This is a genomic window from Bacillus sp. FSL K6-1284 (assembly GCF_038002625.1).
In the GTDB taxonomy this organism is placed as follows: domain Bacteria; phylum Bacillota; class Bacilli; order Bacillales; family Bacillaceae; genus Bacillus; species Bacillus paralicheniformis.
The window spans coordinates 2,347,413-2,369,635 of record NZ_JBBOCW010000001.1; the positions used below are offsets into that span (position 1 = coordinate 2,347,413).

17 protein-coding genes are annotated in these 22,223 nt (G+C 45.9%); 6 read left to right on the forward strand and 11 right to left on the reverse strand.

What is annotated here, in order from left to right; all coding sequences use genetic code 11:
* Nucleotides 1-20: 20 nt before the first annotated feature.
* Nucleotides 21-1,253, forward strand: coding sequence for an MFS transporter (locus tag MHB72_RS12000; RefSeq protein ID WP_340902814.1), 1,233 nt, complete (start codon nucleotides 21-23; stop codon nucleotides 1,251-1,253).
* A gap of 128 nt (nucleotides 1,254-1,381) precedes the next feature.
* Here the strand turns inward: MHB72_RS12000 and MHB72_RS12005 are convergent, their stop codons facing one another.
* Both MHB72_RS12005 and MHB72_RS12010 read right to left on the reverse strand, forming a co-directional pair.
* Entirely contained in the window at nucleotides 1,382-1,918 is a 537-nt protein-coding gene (locus tag MHB72_RS12005) for a GNAT family N-acetyltransferase (RefSeq protein WP_216920236.1), read from the reverse strand.
* A 17-nt stretch (nucleotides 1,919-1,935) separates the two neighbouring features.
* On the reverse strand, nucleotides 1,936-2,337 hold the full coding sequence (locus MHB72_RS12010; protein WP_216920234.1) for a cytidine deaminase: 402 nt from the start codon (nucleotides 2,335-2,337) through the stop codon (nucleotides 1,936-1,938).
* 223 nt (nucleotides 2,338-2,560) lie between these two features.
* Here MHB72_RS12010 and MHB72_RS12015 point away from each other — a divergent pair, with 223 nt between their 5' ends.
* The 3 genes from MHB72_RS12015 (at nucleotide 2,561) to MHB72_RS12025 (ending at nucleotide 6,441) form a co-directional block, all read left to right on the forward strand.
* Nucleotides 2,561-4,459 carry a terpene cyclase/mutase family protein gene (locus tag MHB72_RS12015; protein WP_436967733.1) on the forward strand — a complete coding sequence of 633 codons (1,899 nt, stop codon included), beginning with the start codon at nucleotides 2,561-2,563 and terminating at the stop codon, nucleotides 4,457-4,459.
* Nucleotides 4,460-4,509: 50 nt separating this feature from the next.
* Entirely contained in the window at nucleotides 4,510-5,295 is a 786-nt protein-coding gene (locus MHB72_RS12020; protein WP_224067368.1) for a superoxide dismutase, read from the forward strand.
* Nucleotides 5,296-5,910: 615 nt separating this feature from the next.
* The gene (locus MHB72_RS12025) at nucleotides 5,911-6,441 is read left to right on the forward strand and encodes a stress response protein YvgO (protein WP_079289258.1); all 531 of its coding nucleotides are present in this window, start codon (nucleotides 5,911-5,913) and stop codon (nucleotides 6,439-6,441) included.
* Between the two features lie 224 nt (nucleotides 6,442-6,665).
* On the opposite strand, the gene MHB72_RS12030 is transcribed toward MHB72_RS12025, so the two are convergent.
* Entirely contained in the window at nucleotides 6,666-8,006 is a 1,341-nt protein-coding gene (locus tag MHB72_RS12030) for a sodium-dependent transporter (protein WP_216920230.1), read from the reverse strand.
* A gap of 214 nt (nucleotides 8,007-8,220) precedes the next feature.
* Between MHB72_RS12030 and MHB72_RS12035 the strand changes: the two genes are divergently transcribed.
* Entirely contained in the window at nucleotides 8,221-9,201 is a 981-nt protein-coding gene (locus tag MHB72_RS12035; RefSeq protein WP_023857353.1) for a bile acid:sodium symporter family protein, read from the forward strand.
* Nucleotides 9,202-9,232: 31 nt separating this feature from the next.
* On the opposite strand, the gene odhB is transcribed toward MHB72_RS12035, so the two are convergent.
* From odhB to MHB72_RS12065, 6 genes are all read right to left on the reverse strand, one after another.
* Nucleotides 9,233-10,513: a 2-oxoglutarate dehydrogenase complex dihydrolipoyllysine-residue succinyltransferase gene (gene odhB / locus MHB72_RS12040; protein ID WP_020451819.1), complete on the reverse strand. Its 1,281-nt coding sequence runs from the start codon at nucleotides 10,511-10,513 to the stop codon at nucleotides 9,233-9,235.
* A gap of 14 nt (nucleotides 10,514-10,527) precedes the next feature.
* The gene (gene sucA / locus MHB72_RS12045; RefSeq protein ID WP_023857355.1) at nucleotides 10,528-13,362 is read right to left on the reverse strand and encodes a 2-oxoglutarate dehydrogenase E1 component; all 2,835 of its coding nucleotides are present in this window, start codon (nucleotides 13,360-13,362) and stop codon (nucleotides 10,528-10,530) included.
* 384 nt (nucleotides 13,363-13,746) lie between these two features.
* Complete coding sequence (locus tag MHB72_RS12050) at nucleotides 13,747-15,660, reverse strand: nitric oxide reductase activation protein NorD (protein WP_216920229.1); 1,914 nt, start codon at nucleotides 15,658-15,660, stop codon at nucleotides 13,747-13,749.
* 10 nt (nucleotides 15,661-15,670) lie between these two features.
* The gene (locus MHB72_RS12055) at nucleotides 15,671-16,561 is read right to left on the reverse strand and encodes an ATP-binding protein (RefSeq protein ID WP_023857357.1); all 891 of its coding nucleotides are present in this window, start codon (nucleotides 16,559-16,561) and stop codon (nucleotides 15,671-15,673) included.
* 94 nt (nucleotides 16,562-16,655) lie between these two features.
* Nucleotides 16,656-17,216 (reverse strand): superoxide dismutase family protein, encoded by a 561-nt coding sequence (locus MHB72_RS12060; protein WP_407640594.1) that lies wholly within the window; start codon nucleotides 17,214-17,216, stop codon nucleotides 16,656-16,658.
* 143 nt (nucleotides 17,217-17,359) lie between these two features.
* A complete protein-coding gene (locus MHB72_RS12065; RefSeq protein WP_023857359.1) occupies nucleotides 17,360-18,670 on the reverse strand; it encodes a C40 family peptidase in 1,311 nt (436 codons plus the stop codon).
* A gap of 1,119 nt (nucleotides 18,671-19,789) precedes the next feature.
* Between MHB72_RS12065 and MHB72_RS12070 the strand changes: the two genes are divergently transcribed.
* Nucleotides 19,790-21,148, forward strand: a complete 1,359-nt coding sequence (locus tag MHB72_RS12070) for an MATE family efflux transporter (protein WP_023857362.1) — start codon at nucleotides 19,790-19,792, stop codon at nucleotides 21,146-21,148.
* Between the two features lie 42 nt (nucleotides 21,149-21,190).
* On the opposite strand, the gene bshB2 is transcribed toward MHB72_RS12070, so the two are convergent.
* Both bshB2 and MHB72_RS12080 read right to left on the reverse strand, forming a co-directional pair.
* The gene (gene bshB2, locus MHB72_RS12075) at nucleotides 21,191-21,856 is read right to left on the reverse strand and encodes a bacillithiol biosynthesis deacetylase BshB2 (protein WP_025811289.1); all 666 of its coding nucleotides are present in this window, start codon (nucleotides 21,854-21,856) and stop codon (nucleotides 21,191-21,193) included.
* Between the two features lie 16 nt (nucleotides 21,857-21,872).
* Nucleotides 21,873-22,223 (reverse strand): YojF family protein, encoded by a 351-nt coding sequence (locus MHB72_RS12080; RefSeq protein ID WP_020451827.1) that lies wholly within the window; start codon nucleotides 22,221-22,223, stop codon nucleotides 21,873-21,875.

A 22,223-nucleotide genomic window follows, 5' to 3' on the forward strand; every position in this document is an offset into this window, starting at 1 on the left:
TCGACTGGAATGATAAAACCGTGTATTCTTCCTCTCTTGGCAAAACCCTCTGGAATCAAAAAAGTTTTAGATACATATGGGCGTCACAAACAGCACAGGCTGTCGGGTCGATTTTGATGACGATCATCGTCATGGTCGATGTGTTTAAGGAAACGAACTCTGTATTCGAATCGGGTCTGGTTTTGGCTTTATCCTCGTTTGGCAGTGTATTAGGAGGAGCGATGGCTGCTTTTGCTATTCAGCGCCTCGACCTGCTGCAAACAGCCGCTTATTCAACATGGTTCAGAGCGGTCTGCGCATTATGCATCGGCTTATGTCAATCGCTGGGCTTACCCTCTTATATCATTTATATGCTGCTGTTTTTGCAAAGCTTTGTCGGCTCCTGGTATTCCCCCGCACAGTTAGGTTTACTGTATCAAGCGATTAAAAAGCGCGATTACGTGGCGGCATCGGGAAGCATCGTAACGGTCAATCAGTTTGTTCAGGCAGCAGGCTGGGGGCTCGGCGGCTATTTAACCGTTTTGGCCCAAACTCACACGCTGACAGTGTTTACAGCAGGACTCTTTTTCGTATCAGGGCTTTTAATCAAATTGCCGGATTTGAAAACAGCGGTTATCCCTCGTCAAAAAACCCGCACACAATCAGTCTGGCGCACTGTATACAGGAAGAAAACCGTTTTGCTGCTTACGATGATGGACATGTCAGAAGGTTTAGCAAATGCGGTCTGGACTTCCGCCGTTTTGCTGGCTTTTACGAAAGAGGTGCTAAATAAAGGGGAGGCTTGGTGGGGATTCATCAATGCCGGTTATTTTTTGGGAGCGATTTTGGGCGGCATTCTCGCTGTGCTCTTTTCCAACCAGCTCAAGAAAAGGCTTGGCCTCATGATTGTCTTGGGTTCTGTTTCAATGGGAATCACAACGCTTTTATTCGCCTATTCGTCAAATCCCCTCCTTTCGGTCATCCTCTGTATCATGATGGGTCCGCTTTATCAAGTAAGAGACGTCAGCCAGACGGTTATCCTTCAAGATACGTTGACAGATGAAGAGCGTGCACCGGTCAACGCCGCCAAAAATACTATTTTGACTGCATGGTCTGTCTTAACAATCGCCATTATGGGGGCTTTGGCGGACTTGATCGGGGTGCAAAGCGTATTTATCGCTGCCGCTGTATTATATGCCGGAACAGCCGCTGTCACATTTTTCGTGCGGGATGTGAGAACGTACAGCCAGTCTGCAAGGCAAATAGAACGATGAAGCTGCTGTGGATATTCGATGACAATGGCGCTGATTGCCGGCGGCATTTACAGCCGTTCAGCAAAGATTGAAAAATAAAAATGAACAAAGCGGCGCTCAGTAGAATAACATGCTGCGCGCCCTCTGATTCAGCGGGATATCAGCTCTTCGTATTCCCGCTTCAATATCCCCATAATGATTTCATCTGAGTACTGTTTATTCATATAAAGAGCATCCCTAACCGTACCTTCCCTTTTAAATCCGGCTTTTTCATATGCTTTCAGCGCGCGCTTATTGTGTGAAAAGACTTCGAGCTGAAGGCGGTTAAGATCGAGCATTTCGAATGCAAACTGCATGGCCAGCCGCACCGCTTCAGGACCATAGCCTTTGTTCAAATAAGCGGGGCTGTGCAAAGCGATTCTAAACCCTGCTTTTCGATTCGTCCGGTCGATGTCAATGATGGACAGATCGCCTATCAAGCGATCGTCCTCCTTTAAGCAGACGGCAAAATCATAGCGCGTCTCATCGCTTGTGATTCTCTCGTAGTGCTCATAAATGTCTTCCATCGTAAATTCGCGCGTCGTGCCCGTCATATATCTGATGTCTTCATTTTGAACAGCTTTGTAAAAGCTCTCCATATCGCCTTTTTCAACAGGTCTGAGATAGACCTTGCGGCACTCGAACATCGAACGCCCCTCCCCTGCTACTTTTGATACACAGCAAACCAATGGTATGGCTGTATTTCCTTTAAAGATTTATAAAGCAGACGCCCATCCGGTACAGTTACAGCTGCTTTAAGATCCGGCCCCCAATAAAAAAGTCTTTCCTGGCATACCCCACACGGCGTTAATACCTTGCATTCGGAATGTTCATCATCTCTCACGACACAAACAGAGTGCGTAATTTTTGCCTGATATTTATGGGCTTCGAGAATGGCGCCCGTTTCAATGCATAAATCGGTTGAAGCGTTGATTACTTCCGGCGCTACGCTCGTCAAGATTCTCCCGTCTTCGGTATACATGGCGGCTGCCCCGCCCCATCCGGTCGGATACCTCTTTTTGATCAATTCGACTGCGGTGTCATACAGGATCTGTTCAATATTCATTCAGCAACATCCCCCAAACATTGTTTCTAAGGTCTCTCTTTTTACAATACCTGATAATGGAACAGAGGTAAACGAAGATATTCATGATTTCCTGATCATGCTCACGCATGCCCGCGCTGACGAATGCCTCTGTATGCTCATCACATATTCAAAATCGCTGTTCTTCTGTTTTCATCCGGTTGGCATGACACATTTCCGAAATGAATACAGTAAAATGAAGGAGATGAGAAGATTGCGTTCTTTACTAGAAGACGTGAAAGCTTTCAGACAAAAGACGCTCGCAAAGCTTCAAAATAGACAGAGACCTGATGGGTCATGGCGGTTTTGTTTTGAAGGGCCCGTGATGACAGACAGCTTTTTCATTTTGATGCTGACCTCACTTGGCGATCAGGACTCTTCTCTCATCACAAGTCTTGCTGAACGAATCCGTTCGAAGCAGAGCGGAGACGGTGCGTTTCGCAATCATCCGGATGAAACGGCAGGCAATTTGACCGCGACAGTCCAGGGCTATACCGGGATGCTGGCTTCGGGGCTCTATGACCGGAGAGATGCGCATATGCAGAAAGCCGAGGCGTTTATTAAGGCAGCAGGCGGTTTGAAGAATGTGCACTTTATGACGAAGTGGATGCTCGCTGCCAACGGGCTGTATCCATGGCCGAGAGCCTATATTCCGCTTTCGTTTTTACTGATCCCGCCCTATTTCCCGCTGCATTTTTACCATTTCAGCACATACGCAAGAATTCATTTTGTCCCGATGGCCATTACGTTTAATCGACGATTCTCTTTAAAAAACAACCAAATCGGCTCGCTTCGGCATCTGGATGAAGCCATGTCAAAAAATCCTCTTGAATGGCTGAACATCCGCTCTTTTGACGAGAGAACCTTCTATTCTTTCAATCTGCAATGGAAACAGCTCTTTCAATGGCCGGCTTATGTTCATCAGCTCGGATTTGAAGCGGGCAAAAAATATATGCTGGACAGAATCGAAGAAGACGGAACACTATACAGCTATGCGAGCGCGACCATGTTCATGATTTACAGCCTGCTAGCGATGGGAATATCAAAAAACGCCCCCGTTGTTAAAAAAGCAGTCGGCGGAATCAAAAGCCTTATTTCCTCATGCGGAGAGGAAGGCTTCCATTTGGAAAACTCAACTTCCACTGTCTGGGACACCGCGCTCATCAGCTTTGCCATGCAGGAATCCGGAATACCTGAACAACATTCTTCCATCTCATCGGCAGCGGACTACCTTCTCAAAAGACAGCATGTGAAAAAAGCGGACTGGGCGGTCTCAAACCCTCAAGCGGCACCGGGAGGATGGGGTTTTTCACACATCAATACAAACAATCCCGATTTGGACGATACCGCTGCGGCATTAAAAGCAATTCCGTTTCAAAGGCGTCCGGCTGCCTGGAACCGGGGGCTCACCTGGCTTTTATCAATGCAAAACAAGGATGGGGGGTTTTCAGCATTTGAAAAAAACGTTGACCATCCGCTCCTCCGACATCTGCCGCTCGAATCTGCCGCTGACGCAGCAGTCGATCCGTCAACGGCAGACTTGACTGGGCGCGTTCTTCATCTGCTCGGACTTAAAGAGCGGTTGACAGATGACCATCCCGCAGTCAGACGCGCTCTAAGGTGGCTTGATCACCATCAGGAAGCTGACGGTTCGTGGTATGGCAGATGGGGCGTCTGCTTTATTTACGGGACATGGGCCGCACTCACCGGAATGAAAGCCGTCGGAATTTCCCGCAATCACGCGTCTGTCAGAAAAGCGGTCTCCTGGCTTAAATCGATCCAGCTTGAAGACGGAAGCTGGGGAGAATCTTGCAAAAGCTGTGAAGCGAAGCGTTTTGTCCCTCTTCACTTTGGAACAGTTGTTCAATCTTCATGGGCGCTGGAGGCGCTTTTGCAATATGAGCGTCCGGATGACCCTAAGATCTTAAAAGGGATTCGTTTTCTCACCGATGATCACGAAAGCTCGCCTGAGCGACTCGAATACCCGACGGGAATCGGGCTGCCGAAACAATTCTACATCCGCTATCACAGTTATCCTTTTGTGTTTTCATTGCTCGCTTCAAGCGCATTTATTAAAAAAGCGGAAATGAGGGAGACATATTGAATGCTTACAAAGAAAAAATAGCGTCATGGGCCAAAGGTCTGAAAGACCAGATGAAAGATGATCCTTCTATAGAAAGCCAGTTAGAAAAACTTTTTCAATCACTGGATGATCCTCGTGCGACCGAACAGGAATGGTATGAACAGGCAGAAGCCGTGTATCAAGCCATCTCCCGCAGTGATGCGTCTCAAGCCGGCCGGCAGCCATTCAGAACAGTGCCGATCGGAGGCCATCGCCTGCCAAGCCTGCCCTACTCTTATTCAGCCCTTGAGCCTTATATTTCAAGAGAAATTATGTTTCTTCATCATACAAAACATCACCAAAGCTATGTCGACGGCTTGAACAAAGCTGAAAAAGAACTGCAGAAAGCAAGGCAAACCAAACAATTCGACCTTGTAAACCACTGGGAAAGAGAGCTCGCCTTCCACGGAGCCGGGCACTATTTGCACACGATATTTTGGTACGCGATGCATCCAAAAGGAAAAAGGCGGCCGACAGGCGAATTGCTGGAAATGATTAACCGTTCTTTCGGCAGCTATTCGGCCTTTAAAGAACAATTTTCCGAAGCGGCGAAAAAGGTGGAAGGCGTGGGCTGGGCGATCCTTGTCTGGGCGCCTCGCTCACACCGCTTGGAAATTCTGATCGCAGAAAAACATCAGCTGATGAGCCAATGGGATGTGATCCCCCTTCTCCCGCTCGACGTATGGGAACACGCATACTACCTTCAATATAAAAATGAAAGGGCAAAATACGTCGATAATTGGTGGAATGTCGTTGACTGGAGAGAACCTGAAAGGCGGTTTGCGACAGCAAAGCGCGTTCTATGGGAGCCCTTCTGATTCAAATTCAATGGCGGGACTTCAACTATTGAAGTCCTCTTTTGTTTCGGTAGTTGCGCCGGACATCGGCCTCCCCGTCAAAGCCTTGCCTCAAAAAGCGGACGAGTCTTTCCTCTCGCACCTTTCTCTTCTCTGCACCAGGCAGCCGTCGACACTAGCCGAATCGAGCGAAAGTGCCGATACCTTATCACTCTCAATACCGTATCTATATCCCTTAAACCCTCTATCGTCTGTAATAAGATAACAAATAAAAGTTTAAATATCCCAGTTTCTCTTGAGGATTGTTAAGACCGCTACACGAAGATTGGCGAGGCGGAGTCGGAAGAGAATCCCCACAACCATACATCCTTCTGAATCTGCTATTTTGATCATCCCTTTATGAAATACTGAATCTCAACAGTCTATCAATATATCCCAAATTTGTGCCTTAAGTATGGAATGTGAACATTTTTTGATTTATTTGGAAAATAGTCGTTTTTTCTCATTCTTCTAATTCCAAAAATCGTTAAGCTATTCTACAAGAAGGGAGGGAATAAATGAACAAACTGTCGATGTTTGTCTGATTCAGCCGGTCAGTTTTTCGAAAATGGCAAATTTATTTTAGGAGGGTAAATCATGAAAAAAATGTTTGCTTTCTTTACAGCCTTAATGCTCGGTTTGACTTGTTTGCCGTACTTATCAGAAGCGAAAGAATCAAAGCATACGGACAGTTCTGTTACAACCTTGCCTTCTATGTCTATACCCACATCTCTCAATCAGTCATTGGACCAGGAAAAACAACAGTTTAAAACTTCCGCTATTAATCTCAACATCAACCTCGATCTTTTAGGAATCGGAAACTCGATTAGAGATGCTATCGTTCAAAGCTCCAACCGCAGCGGTTTCGTCAAAAACTGCATGGAAACCGCTTTTTATTCTGCTGGGCAAAGATACAATGTCATGGTATTTAACTTAAGTCAAGGCTATCAAAATGGTTTAAGAGGAGTAAAATTTTATGGATCTGCCAACTATCATGGCGTGATTTACGGCATTTGGGTATTTGAAAGCGGACAATTTACAAACCAGGGAGACGGCGGCTGGATTAACTGGGCCTTTAAAGGCTGGTTTGATCGAAACGGCCAAACTGTAACATTCCGCATGCCTTAATCAAAGTCAAAGTATCCCCCTCTTCTGCCTGCCGGTAAAATCGTCAAAAACGAATTCACCGGCAGGCCTTTTTAATATGTCTGCGCAGAAAAAAGCCGATTAATCAAACACTTCCCTTGCCGGTCATACCGCTGCCATTTCACAGAGAGAAAAGAAAGTACCGTTGACAAACTGTCTGCATGAAAAAAAGGCCGGACAAATCCGGCCTTATAAACAATTCAATTTTAAAATACGCCAATGACGTCCAAAAAGACGACAATAATAACGATCGGAGCGGCGTAGCGGATCAGCAAAAGCCATGCTGCAAACCATTTTCTGCTGATTTTAGAGCCCTCCCTCAATTCGGCAAAAAGCTCTTCTTTCGGGATTTTGAGCGGCACAAAAACGGCGATGAGCAAAGCGCCGAGCGGCATTAAAATATTGCTGACAAGGTAATCCGCCGCATCAAAAATAGATAGATTAAAAATCGATACATCCTGAAGCACGCCATATGATAATGCTGAAGGAATTCCGAATAGGAAAATCGCAATTCCCCCGGCCCAAGCGAAAGCCTGTCTTTTTTTAGGATCCCCTTTTGATAAGGAAGAAACAAGGATCTCAAGCATTGAAAATGCGGACGTCAGTGTAGCAAATAAAAATAAGAGCAGAAACGCCAATAAAAAGACGATTCCCAAAGGCATCTTGTGAAAGACTGACGGCAGCACATTAAATAACAGCATCGGGCCGGCATCAGGAGATAATCCGAATGAAAAAACGGCCGGAAAAATCGCAAACCCGGCAAGAATCGCTACAGATACATTGAGCAATGTCACTGAAACGGCCGACTGTACAAGGTTTTCTTTTTTCGATAAATAAGAGCTGTACGTTACCATAACGGAAACACCGACACTCAGCGAGAAAAAGGATTGTCCAAGCGCAAACAGCACCGTTTTGGCTGTGATATGGGAAAGATCAGGTTTTAAGAAAAATTCCAAGCCTTCCATTGAACCGGGAAGTGTAAGCGAACGGATGATCAAAAGCAGAAAAATAACGAACAGAGCAGGCATCATAAACTTGCTCGCTTTTTCAATTCCGCTTCTGACCCCTTTTGCAACAACAAGAATCGTGATCATGATAAATGCAAACTGGCTCGCAAGAACGAGATACGGATTTGCAATTGTCTCTCCGAAAAGACCTGCATAATCCGTGCTTCTTGACAGTTCGCCGGTCAGTCCTTTGATAATATAAATGATGATCCAGCCGCCGACAACACTATAGAAAGACAGCAGAATAAAACACGTGATAATGCCGAGCCGGCCGATCCAATGCCAAAGCGAGCCGGGCGCCAGCTCCTTATAGGATTCAACGGCATCTTTTTGAGTCTTTCTGCCGATAATGAACTCCGCCATTAATAACGGAAGCCCAATCAATAAAGTAAAAAGAATAAACATAAGTAAAAATGCTCCGCCGCCGCTTGTTCCGGCGACATAAGGAAACTTCCATATCGCGCCGAGCCCGATTGCCGAGCCGGCCGAAGCTAAGATAAATCCAAGCTTTGATGACCATATATTTTGTTGATTTTCCACTTAAGCACCTCTTCTTCTCGGTCTAATTGCATATGGCTACAAACTATCATTTTAAAAAGCATAAATGAATTCGTCAAGGTTTTCAAACATTTCTTTCAGTTTACATAATAATATTATTTAAAACAAATTCGAATTTTACAAGTATTGAATTATTCAGAATATTAATTATAATAAGAGGATGTTATATTTTCTACAGATGTGAGGAGCTGGACTTATGAGTTATTTGATCAAAATCAGTCAATTTGCAGGAAAAACGTTCGCCATTTGGGTGATTCTGTTTGCGGTTCTCGGCTTTGCCTTTCCGACGCAATTCACCTGGATCACCCCTTATATTACCATCCTGCTTGGCGTGATTATGTTTGGCATGGGATTGACATTGTCAGCGGACGATTTTAAAGAGCTGCTGAGACGTCCCCTGCATGTGCTGATCGGTGTGCTGGTTCAATATACGGTCATGCCGCTGCTCGCTTTTGGACTGGCCTATGGACTCGGGCTTCCCTCCGAAATAGCGGTTGGGGTCATTTTAGTGGGATGCTGTCCCGGGGGAACGGCATCAAACGTCATGACATTTTTGGCGAAGGGGAATATCGCCCTGTCAGTGGCGATTACAACGGTTTCCACATTGCTTGCCCCTTTTTTAACGCCGTTTCTCATTTTATTTTTCGCAAAAGAATGGCTTCCGGTATCTCCGGGCTCACTGTTCTTGTCGATTTTACAGGCGGTGCTGCTCCCGATTATCGCCGGGCTGATCGTTCAATTTTTCTTTACAAAACAAGTGAAAAAAGCGGTGCAGGTGCTTCCGCTCGTCTCTGTTCTCGGCATCGTCGCCATCGTCACCGCGGTCGTCGGAGGCAACCGGGAAAACATTATTCAATCAGGGCTGTTGATTTTTGCGGTCGTCGTTCTTCATAATGGCCTCGGCCTTTTCCTTGGCTTTGTTTTGGCAAAGTGCTTTAAAATGGATTATGCATCACAAAAAGCCGTGTCCATTGAGGTCGGCATGCAGAATTCGGGTCTCGGTGCAGCATTGGCAACGGCGCACTTCTCTCCTCTTTCCGCTGTCCCGAGCGCTGTTTTCAGCGTCTGGCATAACCTTTCAGGCTCATGGCTTGCGACATACTGGAGCAAGAAAGCAAATAAGCAGAAGAATAACAATTATTCTCCTGCCCCGCAGATGATAAACAAAAAGCTTTGACCGTACATGCGGCCAAAGCTTTTTTCTTGATTTAACCTTCCAACAGAAGCTGTTCAGGATCTTCAAGCAGATTTTTAATCGTAACCAGGAAGCCGACTGCCTCTTTACCGTCGACGATCCGGTGGTCATACGATAATGCAATGTACATCATCGGGCGGTTTTCGAAACGCTCTTCATCAATTGCCACAGGGCGCAGCTGGATCTTATGCATGCCCAAAATACCAACTTGCGGACTGTTCAAAATCGGAGTCGACAACAGTGATCCGAACGTTCCTCCGTTTGTGATCGTAAAGGAGCCTCCTTGAAGCTCGTTGAGCGACAATTTGTTGTTTCTCGCTTTCTTCGCAAGCTCTCCGATATCCTTTTCAATATCAGCAAAGGTTTTGCGGTCTGCATCCCGAACGACCGGTACGACGAGGCCATCCGGCGCAGCAACAGCGATTCCGATGTCATAGAATTGTTTGATCACAAGCTCGTCGCCTTGAATTTCCGCGTTGAGGAGCGGATATTTTTTCAGCGCGGCGACCACAGCTTTTGTAAAGAATGACATGAATCCGAGCTTTACATCATGCTGCTCAAGGAATTGATCTTTTCGGCGTTTCCTTAGGTTCATGACCGCCGTCATGTCCACTTCGTTGAATGTCGTCAGCATAGCGGCGGTGTGCTGAACTTCAACGAGGCGTTTGGCGATCGTCTGTCTCCGGCGGGACATTCTTTGACGCTCAACCGGTTTACCTGCATTTTCGGTTTGTTTAGCAGCCGGCGCCTGTGTTTCGCGTTTTGGTTCAGGCTGAGCTTTTGGCGGCTGCTCGTTCTTCTGATAAGATTCAACATCTTGCTTTCTGACCCTTCCGAGCGGATCACCGGTAGGAATCTCCGATAAATCGATGCCTTTTTCACGGGCGAGCTTTCGGGCAGCCGGAGAAGCGATTGTCCTTGTTTTGGTTGTATCCGCCTCATCGTTCGCGCTTTCGCGAGGTTCGGCTGTCTTTTCAGACGTGGCTGGCTTCTCTTCCGAAGCGCCGGCGCTTTCTTGAGCGTCAGCTTGAGGAGCCGTTGATTGGCCTCCTTCTCCTTCGCCTTCTGAAATCGTTCCGATTATTTCGCCGACCTGAACCGTGTCACCGGAATCTTTCAGCACTTCCTGAAGAACGCCGGACTGTTCTGCCGTCAATTCAACGTTGACTTTATCAGTCTCCAGCTCAAGCAGGAATTCCCCTTGTTCTACATAATCTCCCGGTTGTTTCAGCCATTGGGCTATCGTTCCTTCTGAAATTGATTCCGCTAATTCAGGTACTTTAATTTCCGCCATTTTTTAGTTCCCCCTTAATTTTTGCGAGTCAAGCTATCAGATACAATGCGTTCCTGTTCCTTTTTATGAACCGTCGGATCCCCTTCTGCCGGACTTGAACGTCTTCTTCTGCCAATATAGCGGACCTTCACGTCCTTTGGAGCAATCTCTCTTAAATAAGGCTCGATATAGTTCCATGCACCCATATTTTGCGGTTCTTCCTGTACCCAGACAATCTCCTCCAAATTCGGGAGTTTGCTGAAGATCGCTTTAATATGCTTTGCAGGGAAAGGATACAGCTCTTCAACCCTTGCAATGTGCAGCCAATCTTTTTCACCTTCCATTTTATTGAAATGGCTGCTGATGTCAATCGAAACTTTACCGCTTGAAAGGACGAGGCGCGTCACTTTGTCATACTGATGGGAAAGTCCTGACATTTCATAGACCGGCTTAAAGTTGCTGTCGCTGAGCTCCTGCACTTCTGATACGGTATTCGGATTTCTCAGCAGGCTTTTCGGCGTCATGATGATCAGCGGGCGGATCTCCTCGCGAAGGAGCATCTTCGCCTGCCTTCTTAAAATATGGAAGTACTGGGCAGCGCTCGTCAAGTTGGCGACAGTCCAGTTGTTTTCCGCCGCCAGCTGAAGGAAGCGTTCCGTTCTTCCGCTTGAATGCTCAGGTCCCTGCCCTTCATAGCCGTGCGGCAAGAGAACAACGAGCCCTGATTTTTGTCCCCATTTCGCTCTTCCTGCAGAAATGAACTGATCAAAGTACACTTGCGCCGCGTTTGCAAAGTCTCCAAACTGCGCTTCCCAGATCACCATCGTTTCCGGCGAAGACACGTTATATCCATATTCAAAGCCAAGGACGGATCCTTCAGAAAGCGGGCTGTTGTGAACCGCAAATGACGCTTTCGTATCTGCAAGGTGATGCAGTGCGATGAATTCGTCCCCTGTCTTGCTGTCGTGAAGGACAAGGTTGCGGTGTGCGAATGTGCCACGTTCTGAATCCTGCCCGGTCAGCCTTAGAGGTGTGCCGTCTTTCAAAATGGATGCAAAAGCCATCGCCTCTGCAAGCGACCAGTCGACTTTTCGGTCATCGTCGAACGCTTTGGCGCGCCTTTCGAGGATTCGCTTTAGCTTATCGAAAACGTTGAAGTTTTCAGGCCATGAAACAAGCTCCTGATTAATTTTCCGCAAAGTTTCAACATCAACCGACGTGTCAACATCAGGAAAACCGTTGGAAACAGGTTCCGGAAGAACGATTTCATGCGTCATATCTTCCTTTTTGGCCGGCACTTTGCGATACGCTTCTTCTAAACGCTTCATGACAGCGTCCCCGATTTTGTCGACGGTTTCATTATCGACGATCCCGTTATGAATCAGCTTTTCAGCAAAGATGTTCTTGACGGTCGGGTGCTTTCTGACCGCATCATACAGCATCGGTTGCGTTGCAGACGGCTCATCCATTTCATTGTGGCCGAAACGGCGGTAGCCGATCAGATCGATCAAAAAGTCTTTGTTGAAAGTCATGCGGTATTCAACAGCGAGCTGAACCGCTGAAAGGCATGCTTCAGGATCATCCGCATTGACGTGGACGATCGGAATCTCAAAACCTTTTGCAAGGTCGCTTGCATATTTCGTTGATCTTGACTCATTGCTTTCCGTCGTAAAGCCGATCATGTTATTGGCGATAATGTGAATCGCTCCGCCCACCTGATAGCCTTTAAGCTGACTTAAATTCAGCGTTTCCGCGACAATGCCTTCCCCTGGGAATGCCGCATCGCCGTGAATCAGAATCGCCAGCGATTTTTTAACGTCTTGAAGCGGATAGCCGCTCTCCGTTCTCGTTTCCTGGGCGGCTCTTGTCGATCCCTCAACGATCGGATCGATGAACTCCAGGTGGCTCGGATTGTTCGCGAGCGCAATGCGCGCCGTTTTCGTATGCTCATCCTGAATCTGACGGTTGGCGCCGAGGTGATATTTTACGTCACCCGTCCAGCCGTAATTGATCCCTGTCGAACCTTCCGACGGAACGAGATCTTTGTTCGGCGCATGCTGGAATTCAGAAAAAATGATTTCATAAGGTTTTCCGAGCACATGCGCAAGAACGTTCAGGCGGCCCCTGTGCGCCATTCCGATATTAACGTTTGTCGTACCTGCCGAAACGGACTTGGCGATAATATCATCCAGCATGGGCACAAGCGCATCAAGTCCTTCTATTGAAAAGCGTTTTTGCCCGACAAAGGTTTTGTGGAGAAACTGTTCAAGGCTTTCAACTTCTGTCAGCCTTCTTAAAACTTCCACCAGCTTTTCTTTCGATTTCGGGGCGAATAATTCCCCGGATTCGATCTTTTTCATCAGCCAGTTGCGCTCTTCAAAAATGTGCACATGGTCAAATTCAAAAGAAATCGATTTTTTGTATGTGTTTTTCAAGTACTGGATGGCTTCTAAACCGTTCGTTACTTCTTGAGGGGCATCTTTGCATATGACAGACGCCGGAATTTTTTTTACATCCTGCTCAGTTAACCCGTACTCAGCAAGAGGAAAAAGCTCCTGTTTCTCTTGTGTTTTTCTCAGTGGATTGACGGAAGCGTTTAAATGGCCATAGGTTCTAATATCTTCTGCGAGTTTTATCACTGATGCGATTTTTTGAATAGATCCAGCCGTGAAATCTGCCTCTTCGTTTTTTAGAGAGGCGGCCCTTATATCGCCCGGGGGAGCTCCAAGTTCGTCAAACATCTCTTTTAAATCAGCATCCAAGCTTTCTGGATCCTTGACGTATTGATCGTAAAGCTCCAGCACATAGCCGAGGTTCGGACCGTGAAATTCTTCCCAAGTCATTCTTTGTTTCATACTATTTTGAAACATTTGAACATTACCCCCAACCTAATAATCAAGTGAATGATTCACTATCTTAATATATCTTCTGAACCTTACGCCCAGAAATATGTAATAAAAACGCTTCCACGTACATTTTACCACTGTTTCTCATTTGTTTCTACACAGATTGTTCAAATAAAATTAAAAAATCATCTTGAAAAATAAAAAATTTTATAATTTTGAACTTTCAGACCGAATTCTTTTAAACCGGCTCATTATTTATTCACATATTTCCCCTGACCGTCTATTTTTTAACATCCCGATGTGCTCCGCAAAAAATTAAGTTGATAAAAATAATAAAAATTTCAATATTTCACTGTGTTTCTACGATTAAAAACAGATGGCCGCGAGTATTGCTGCCATCTGTCATATCTAGCCTATACTTTTGTTCAACAGCTTTTTTAAAAGCGGGTACAGAACATCGGGAAGCTGATCGACGTCCGGGACGAAAAGGCTGTACTTTCCGTACATGTCCTGTATCGTCTTGATTTGCGATTCTTCGATTTCGCTGTTTGATAAAAATACATTGATGACTTCGATATTTCGTTTCCGCGCTTCCATAACGGCTTCATGTGTATCGACAATCCCGTTTTGTTCATAATCGAATGCGGCCGGCTCCCCATCTGAGAAGACAATCAGGAACTTCTGAACTTCGCTTCTTTGAACAAGCATCTTTGTCATCTGTCTGATCGCATATCCATCCCGGTTGTCTTCCTCCGGTTCAAGCTGCATGACATGCGGTCCGGCGCCTGCTTTTAAGGAATCCGCAAAAGAGACGACCGTATGAAAGTAATTGGGCTGGCTCGTCTCTGTCGCATCGTTCGTATCTTCCCAAAAACCGACGATTTGGTGAGGGACAGCAACAGATTTAAGCGCTTCGTGAAACAGGACAATGCCCCGTTTCGTCTCGGCCATTTTGTCATGCATGCTTGCTGAACAGTCGACGAGCAATGTAAAAACGGCGTCGATCTCTGTTGACGGTTCTTGCTTTTTATAGAAGAGGCGCGGATTGCGCTCTGTAAAGTAACGGAGCAGTTTATTGTTCAATCTGCCTGCATGCAAATCGGTTCTCGGGAGCGTTTTTTTATGCTCGAGCGTTTTTTGAATCATCTGCTTGAGCCGTTTTTGATACGATTCGATTGTTTTTGCTTGAGCCTGGTAGTCTAATATGTCTTCGTTAGAAGGTTTTTCCGGAGGCTTCATCACCGAAAACGCATAGCGGTTTTCTTTGCCGGCTGGTGCGGCGCCGCCGTTTGGCTCATCTTGAACAGATTCAAGCGATTCAAGTTTTGAATAGTCTTTTCTTTTCGTCTGCTTCGCCGTTCCCTGAACTGACCCGAGCGCTTGGTCGCCGTCTTCGCCTTCTCTTAAAGCCCCGCCGGAAATATCGGTTTTTGCACCGTGCTCCAAATCAAACTGGAGAAAGCTTTTCGCCGGAGCTTCCGTTTCTCTGTGCCAAGTCGGCATTTCTTCTTCATGAACTTCCTCATCACCCGCACTTTTCTCTTCAAGCGTCAGATCCTCGCTCAGCTTCGGTTTTGCTTTCAAATCTTGAAAAAGCGCTTCTTCGTCAACTTGTTCGTATTCCAATTCCGGAAAAAAGAAGTACGTATTAAGCATATCTTTTTCGAGCACCTCTTCAAAACCTTCCATCAGCCCGCTTACAATCGAGACGATGTCAGCAGTTGAACGCGCTTCGAATACTCGGGCGAGCTCGGCTTCTATAAATCCCTTCATCGGATCGACCGATTCATGGATAGCCGGTATCTCATCAAGCGGCGACTCCGCGGTCAGCTTAAGATATACAGCGCAAAACAAAGCATCTGTAAAAATGCTCCGCTCCAGATTCAGCGTCAACTGGGTCGCAAAATGTTTCCGGTACATTGATTTCCGGCTCGAAAATACCGGTTTTGTACCGGGCCGCTCCCTCTTGATGAACTCTTCGATTCTGATATCTTCAAAAAGCATAAACAACTGTTTTGCCAAACTCTTAAAATGATATTTCCGAGTCGCGTCAAGCATGCGGGAAAAGTCTTTCATCGAGCTGTAACGGGAGCCGATTGACCGCAAGTATACATCGCTTTTCAAACCGTCTACCATATCCCGGTGGTTCCGGTCTTTCCAAAAATGGCTCATGTAGATCTTTTTCTCAAAAGGATTGTAGTAAGACTGAACCCCGTACTCCACTTCAACCTGATCGCTTTTCGCGAGCGTTTTCGCGAGATCTGTCAGCTCCATAAAAAGCAGAGAGTCAATCTTGCTGTCATTGAATTTAATAAACTTCATAAAAAAACCCTCATTCGAACAAAGTCTGGGCAATATTTCGGACCGCCGCTTTTTCGCGTTCATCATCAAGCTTTTCAACGATGCCGCGTTCGATCGCTCGCAGCGGCGGAATATATGTCGACAGGTCGCAAGTATCGAGAAGCGCTCTGATGGAAGCGGCCTCTTCAGAAACCTGTCCATTATGAGCCTGCGTCATTAAGTCCGATGACAGGGTAACAAACCGGTTCAGCAGCTTCTGATTTTTTAGTTCGGATTGTGTTTCAAGCACCCGCTTCAGCAGGTCACCTTTAATGTAGGGCACGTCGATAATGACAAACCGGTTTTTCAGCGCTTCGTTCAACGGGACCGTTCCGACATAGCCTTCGTTTATCGCTGCAATCACGCCGAATCCCTCTTTCGCTTTGATGACGTCCCCCGTAAACGGATTGGTCATCATTTTCCGGTAATCGAGCACCCCGTTTAAGATCGGCAGCGTTTCCGGTTTCGCCATGTTGATTTCGTCAATATATAGGAAATGGCCGTTGTTCATCGCTTTTGTCACAGGACCTTCGATAAATTCAATAGAGGCGTTCCCGTTGGTGTTTTCAATCGTTTTGTAACCGACAAGCGCCTCTGCATCAAGATCCACAGAACAGTTGACACTGTGCATAGGTTTTTGAAAATAAGCGGAGAGCGTTTCGGCAAGTTTTGTTTTTCCGGAGCCTGTCGGGCCTTTTAACAAAACGTTTTTTCCGAGTGACAGCGCGATCATCGCGTCATAGAGAATGGCGCTGTCTTCCGCTTCATAACCGGGCGTTCCAATCAATGATTGGTATTCCGCGGCAACAGGTTTAGCGGCAGACTGAATCAGCCGCTCTTTTATTTTTTCAGGCAGCTCTAGTTCATGCAGATCATATTTCATGTGTTGTAAAATTCCTTTCTCAAAGCGTCTTCTGTATGTAAGTATACTAGAAAAGATGCACTGCCCTCAATATAAACGGCTTCCATGCGCCGATTCACTTTTTTCCGGTGTTCGTCAGCGCTCCGCAAACCATCCGGGCTCCGGAGTTTCCGGATGGATTTGTCAGATCATCATCCTGATGCTCATGAATGACGAAAGCACTTCCGTCATGATCAAGCAGACTGAACTTGCTTTTCTGATCGAGGGTGACGTCCGGCGCATTTACGATAACGTCGACTTTGCCGTCGGCTCCGACTTCAATATTCGGCAAATCACCGGCATGCGGTCCTTTCGGATTGTGAAAGCCGTGCTCCTTTTGGTCAGGATTGAAATGAGCACCCGCACTTTCAAAATCAGGCTTTTTACACACGCCCGTTTCATGAATATGAAAAGCAAGCATTCCCGGCGGCAGATTATGGGCGCTGACTCTGATATCAAGGCCTTCTGCAGCAGATTCAGACACTTCTATAAAACCGGTTTCCGTACCGTCGCGTTTGATCAGCGGTACTTTTAACGGCTGTGTCATCGCTTCAAAGGTTACTCTATGTTCCTGTTCGACATTTTTTTGCTGAATTTCTTTCTGCTGTGTACATGCAGCTGCCAAACAAACGGCCATACATGTGAGCAATATGTAATGTAATGTTCTCAAACGGCTCCCCCCTTCGCTTTTCTTTTCAGTTTAGACAACGAAGAGGGGCATTAAACCTGTCCTTCCTATCCTGAAAACACGCAAAAAAAAAGCCATATAAAATGGCTTTTTTAGAATGAATACCGTTTTGCACCGAGATAGCGCTGTTTCCAGTAGGAATTGTTCATGTCGCTGACAGTGACACCGGAATCGTTGGCATTGATAAACTTGTTGTTTCCTAAATAAATCCCGACGTGTGAAGGGCCCGCTTTATATGTTTGGAAGAAAACGAAGTCTCCTCTTGAAGGTTGGCTGACTGGTGACATGACGCTCCAGTATCCGGCTGCGCTCAGCCTTGAGACAGATGTGACTTTGTTCAACGTGTAATAGATGAATCCGCTGCAGTCAAAGCCTGAAGGGTTGTTGCCTCCCCATCTGTAAGGCACGCCGATATGCTTTTCTGCTTCTGCAATCATCCGTTCGACCTTTGCACTTGTCGAAGTGCCGGTTGAAACTGAAGAGTTCGGCGAGCTGGAAGACGGGCTGCCAGATGATCCGGAAGTCGATGCACCGGAGATTTTAAGCTTCTGGCCGACTTGCAGGACATCTGTTTTTAATCGATTAGCTTCTCTGATGCTTTGTACTGTCACATTCATCGAATTTGCAATTTTCCACAGAGAATCGCCTGGTTTAACCGTGTAAGTGGTCGTTTTTGAACTGCTGCTTGTGTTCGTTTTACTTGATGAAGAATTTGAAGACGAACCAGAAGATGTTTTGCTTCCGCTGGAAACCGTTCCTTTCACTTTAAGAACCTGGTTCGGGTAGATCGTGTCCGACTTCAAGTTGTTCAGCGTTTTAATTTCGGCGATTGTCATATTCAAATTATTGGCAATTTTCCATAAAGAATCGCCCAATTTGACTTTGTATGTGCTGCTTGAACTTTGCGAGCTTGAGGATGAGCTGGATGATTTCGAACTGGAACTCGAACTTGAGCCAGAGCTGGAACCGGTGTTTTTCGCGCTTCCTTTAATAACCAGCTTTTGTCCCGGGTAAATCATATCGCTGCTCAGACCGTTTAAGTTTTTAATCTCTTTTACGGTTGTTTTGTAGTCTTTGGCAATCAGCCACAAGGAATCTCCTAATTTCACTGTGTAAGTTGACTTTGCAGTGCTTGAGCTTGAGCTGGAACTTGCGGATTTTGTCTGTGAGCTGCTTTTTGACTTGCCGTCCGGTACTTTTAAAGTTTGTCCGACATAAATAACTGTAGATGAAAGATTGTTGGCTGATTGAAGTGCCGAAACACTGGTATTGTACTCAGCTGAAAGCTTCCACAGTGAGTCTCCGCTTTTCACCTTGATGGTTTGGGCTTCTACCGGTGACGCCGCCAATGAAGTTCCAACTACCGCAGAGGCCGCCAAACCTACTGCTATCTTCTTCTTCATAACCTCTTAACCTCCCGTTTCATTTTCGTTCTCTCTATGTATGCCATTACATTTGCCATTGCTTAAGACTTTATCCAGCCGGTCAGGCAGGTGATCTGATCACCGTATGGATGGCCTTTGGCTGAAAGCCCCCTTTTATATTCTTAAGCAAAAAATGCAATTCACGATTTGTATCGGTCTAATTTATATTTTTTTAATAGTCTTTTTGCCTTTTTACAAATTTCTTATTAAAAATACAGACTGATAGGCACATTGACAAAAATCAACACTTTTTTCAATGCTCGAGATATCGGGTGCTTTTTTTGCAAAGGTTTGAGTTTTAAGTTTTCGGAAATACGATGATCAGTTGTTTTAAAATCAGAGGTTCATGGTGAAAAACAGCGAGAAGGAGTTAACTGGATATGCTGCATGTGCCGAAACAGCCCGAATAGACGCCGTAACATGCGGATTTCTGTGCCGTTTTACAGCCGATTTTCTTTTTCGGATCAAACGGTCAAGCCCAGCGTTCAAGTTGAGGGTGTAAAAACTGCGTATTCTTATTCATTAGTTTACCGTAAATCGCCGATCAATCCTCATCTATTGCCTAATCGAAAAGCAAAGATCAGGATCACTTATACATTTCTACATTTCAGCACAAATTCCTCCACGAAACCATAAATTGACTATATCATACATTTTTTTTGCCAACATCCGGAATTGGGAGTATCTTTTTTTTAGATCGAACGGCGTTTTACTATTTCATCTATAGATTCTTATTTCCTATCTTAATATAAAGATAAATGTAAAATTAACACTTAATACTCATTCATTTTTGTATATCAATAGTCGTTATTTACTATTAGAAAACACATAAAAAAACTTCCGGTTTATTACCGCCGCTTTCATGCATGTTTCCTCCTTTTATGACGCATTTTAAGATATGGAGGTGAATCTTCTTGACCATTCAAAAAATATGTCAATATTTATGTACGTGTTTAGGAATTCTTTCTCTTTCCTTTATTTATGTGCAAATGTTTAAAAAAGCAAAACAGGCGAAAAAAGATTGAACAGACATTTATTGCATTTTATACATAACGTGTTATAATTTCTCTCGTTATCCAAAAGAAACGGGGAACTGATATGAGGGAAACAAAGGATTTGCGGGAGAAAACAAGGCAGTTTTTAACGATTTTAATTCCGATTTTGATTACGCAAGCGGGACTGTCGCTCATTACGGTTCTCGACACGGTGATGTCAGGCAAAGTCAGTGCCGCCGACCTCGCCGGCGTCGCAATCGGCTCGAGTTTGTGGACCCCGGTTTATACAGGGCTTGCCGGCATTTTGACGGCTGTAACACCGATGGTCGCCCAACTGATGGGGGCCAAGCGGCAAAAGGATGTCCCTTATACTGTTATTCAATCGATTTATGTGGCCGGAATCATCAGCATTGCCGTGATCGTCTCCGGGTACTTACTGATTGATCCGGTGCTTGAGAATCTCGATCTTGAACAGAAGGTAGCGGTCATCGCAAAGCAATATTTAATCTGCATCGGGCTCGGCATATTGCCGTTGTTTGTTTACAATGTGATGCGCTGCTTTATTGATTCACTCGGAAAAACGCGGGTGACGATGCTGGTTACGCTCTGTTCTCTGCCCATTAATTTTGTTTTGAATTATTTGTTCATTTTCGGGAACTTCGGCTTTCCAAAGCTTGGAGGAGCAGGAGCCGGTATGGCTTCCGCCATCACATATTGGTGCATTTGTCTGATCTCTTTATACATCGTCCACAAAAAGACGCCGTTTCACCAGTTTAGGATTTTTGGAACATTCTATTCATTTTCTTTTGCTGAAAGTATGAAACTGCTGAAAATCGGCATTCCGATCGGTTTCGCCATCTTCTTTGAGACGAGTATATTCGCAGCTGTCACTTTGCTGATGAGCCATTTTGACACGGTCACGATCGCTTCCCATCAGGCGGCAATGAATTTCGCTTCGCTTCTTTACATGCTTCCATTGAGCGTATCGATGACGCTGACAATTGTCGTCGGCTTTGAGGCCGGAGCAAAACGGTTTAAAGACTCGAGAACCTACAGCTATCTCGGCATTTCAATAGCGGTCGGTTTTTCATTATTCACCGCACTCATCATTTTACTGTTCAGAGAGCAAATTGCCGGTTTGTATGCGGCTGACCGGGATGTGCTGCTTCTGACAAAGGACTTCTTGCTGTTTGCGTTGTTTTTTCAGCTGTCAGATGCCATCGCGGCTCCGATTCAAGGAGCGCTCAGAGGATATAAAGATGTTAACTACACGCTTGTCACAGCTCTCGTCTCGTATTGGATTATCGGGCTTCCGGTCGGTTTTGTGATCGGAACGTATACTTCATTCGGAGCTTTCGGGTACTGGATCGGACTGATCACGGGGCTCGCAGCCGGTGCAGTCGGGCTGTTTTTCAGGCTCAAACGCATTCAAAACCGCTATATTCACACTCAAAGCGTGTAAAAAGGTGCCGGGCTCATATGCCCGACACCTTTTTTGATCATTTTAATCATTCCATTGATAGGTCCAAAATGTTTCTTTTTCAAACCATGTCTCAACAACCGGCTCGCCATTGGCGAGTTTTTTCTCTATTTCTTTCATAAAGCCGCCTGTTTGAGACTTATGCGCTTTGAGCGCGTTCATTTTAATATCTGCGGCTTCTTTGATATCAAGAACGACGTCAGGTTTGCCAAGAACCTCTTCCCTGTGGTGGGTGATGGCCATGCATAAGACGCGCGGCCGGTCTTCTTTCTTTTTCCGCGATAATGCCCTGATGACCGCAGCACCGCACGCATCATGGTCAGGATGAACGCCGTGTCCCGGATAAAACGTCACAACAAGGCTCGGGTTTACATCATCAATGACAGCCTCTATTCGATCGGCCAGTTTTTCTTCATCCTCGAATTCGAGCGTTTTATCGCGGTATCCGAGCATGCGCAAGTCCTGTACATCCATTTCCCTGCAGGCGTCGATCAGCTCTTGCTTTCTGAGCAGCGGAAGGGTTTCCCTGTTGGCAAAAAGCGGGTCTCCCATATTTCTTCCCATCTCGCCCAGCGTCAGGCACGCGTATGTTACAGGTATATCTTCTTTTCGGTTTAAGGCGATCAAGCCGGCGACTCCGAAAGATTCATCGTCAGGATGCGGCAAGATCACGAGTAAATGTTTTTTCATCTATAACACCTTCTTTTTAGACTGCAAATGGCTTTTTGCTGATTTGAAGCGAAATGGCGAGTTTGCCGCCCGGCAAATAGCCGGCGAGAAGCAACCTTCCTTCATCATCAACCGTATAATCCGTCAGGCCTTCGGCGTAGATCCAGCCGTCTTCGATTTTCAAACCGGCGCGAAATGGCCCCTCGCCCGTGATTTTGGCGCGGGAGCATGTCACCTTCGCGTTTCTGATATACGCCACCACGGTCATGTTCTGCTCATCTTTATGCGCGGAATACGATCCGGTTGTCGTCTCCAAATGAATGTAAACAGGCTGGTTTAAAAATGTTTCCAAAGAAGCCTGCACATCTTCTTTTATTATTGCTTTCAT

Excerpts from the sequence above, each read along its gene's own strand:
- MHB72_RS12005 (WP_216920236.1), bottom strand. The coding sequence starts at position 1,918 with ATGTTCGAGTGCCGCAAGGTCTATCTCAGACCTGTTGAAAAAGGCGAT.
- MHB72_RS12010 (WP_216920234.1), bottom strand. The coding sequence starts at position 2,337 with ATGAATATTGAACAGATCCTGTATGACACCGCAGTCGAATTGATCAAA.
- MHB72_RS12015 (WP_436967733.1), top strand. The coding sequence starts at position 2,561 with ATGAGAAGATTGCGTTCTTTACTAGAAGACGTGAAAGCTTTCAGACAA.
- MHB72_RS12020 (WP_224067368.1), top strand. The coding sequence starts at position 4,510 with ATGAAAGATGATCCTTCTATAGAAAGCCAGTTAGAAAAACTTTTTCAA.
- MHB72_RS12025 (WP_079289258.1), top strand. The coding sequence starts at position 5,911 with ATGAAAAAAATGTTTGCTTTCTTTACAGCCTTAATGCTCGGTTTGACT.
- MHB72_RS12035 (WP_023857353.1), top strand. The coding sequence starts at position 8,221 with ATGAGTTATTTGATCAAAATCAGTCAATTTGCAGGAAAAACGTTCGCC.
- odhB (WP_020451819.1), bottom strand. The coding sequence starts at position 10,513 with ATGGCGGAAATTAAAGTACCTGAATTAGCGGAATCAATTTCAGAAGGA.
- sucA (WP_023857355.1), bottom strand. The coding sequence starts at position 13,362 with ATGTTTCAAAATAGTATGAAACAAAGAATGACTTGGGAAGAATTTCAC.
- MHB72_RS12050 (WP_216920229.1), bottom strand. The coding sequence starts at position 15,660 with ATGAAGTTTATTAAATTCAATGACAGCAAGATTGACTCTCTGCTTTTT.
- MHB72_RS12055 (WP_023857357.1), bottom strand. The coding sequence starts at position 16,561 with ATGAAATATGATCTGCATGAACTAGAGCTGCCTGAAAAAATAAAAGAG.
- MHB72_RS12060 (WP_407640594.1), bottom strand. The coding sequence starts at position 17,216 with ATGGCCGTTTGTTTGGCAGCTGCATGTACACAGCAGAAAGAAATTCAG.
- MHB72_RS12065 (WP_023857359.1), bottom strand. The coding sequence starts at position 18,670 with ATGAAGAAGAAGATAGCAGTAGGTTTGGCGGCCTCTGCGGTAGTTGGA.
- MHB72_RS12070 (WP_023857362.1), top strand. The coding sequence starts at position 19,790 with ATGAGGGAAACAAAGGATTTGCGGGAGAAAACAAGGCAGTTTTTAACG.
- bshB2 (WP_025811289.1), bottom strand. The coding sequence starts at position 21,856 with ATGAAAAAACATTTACTCGTGATCTTGCCGCATCCTGACGATGAATCT.
- MHB72_RS12080 (WP_020451827.1), bottom strand. The coding sequence starts at position 22,223 with ATGAAAGCAATAATAAAAGAAGATGTGCAGGCTTCTTTGGAAACATTT.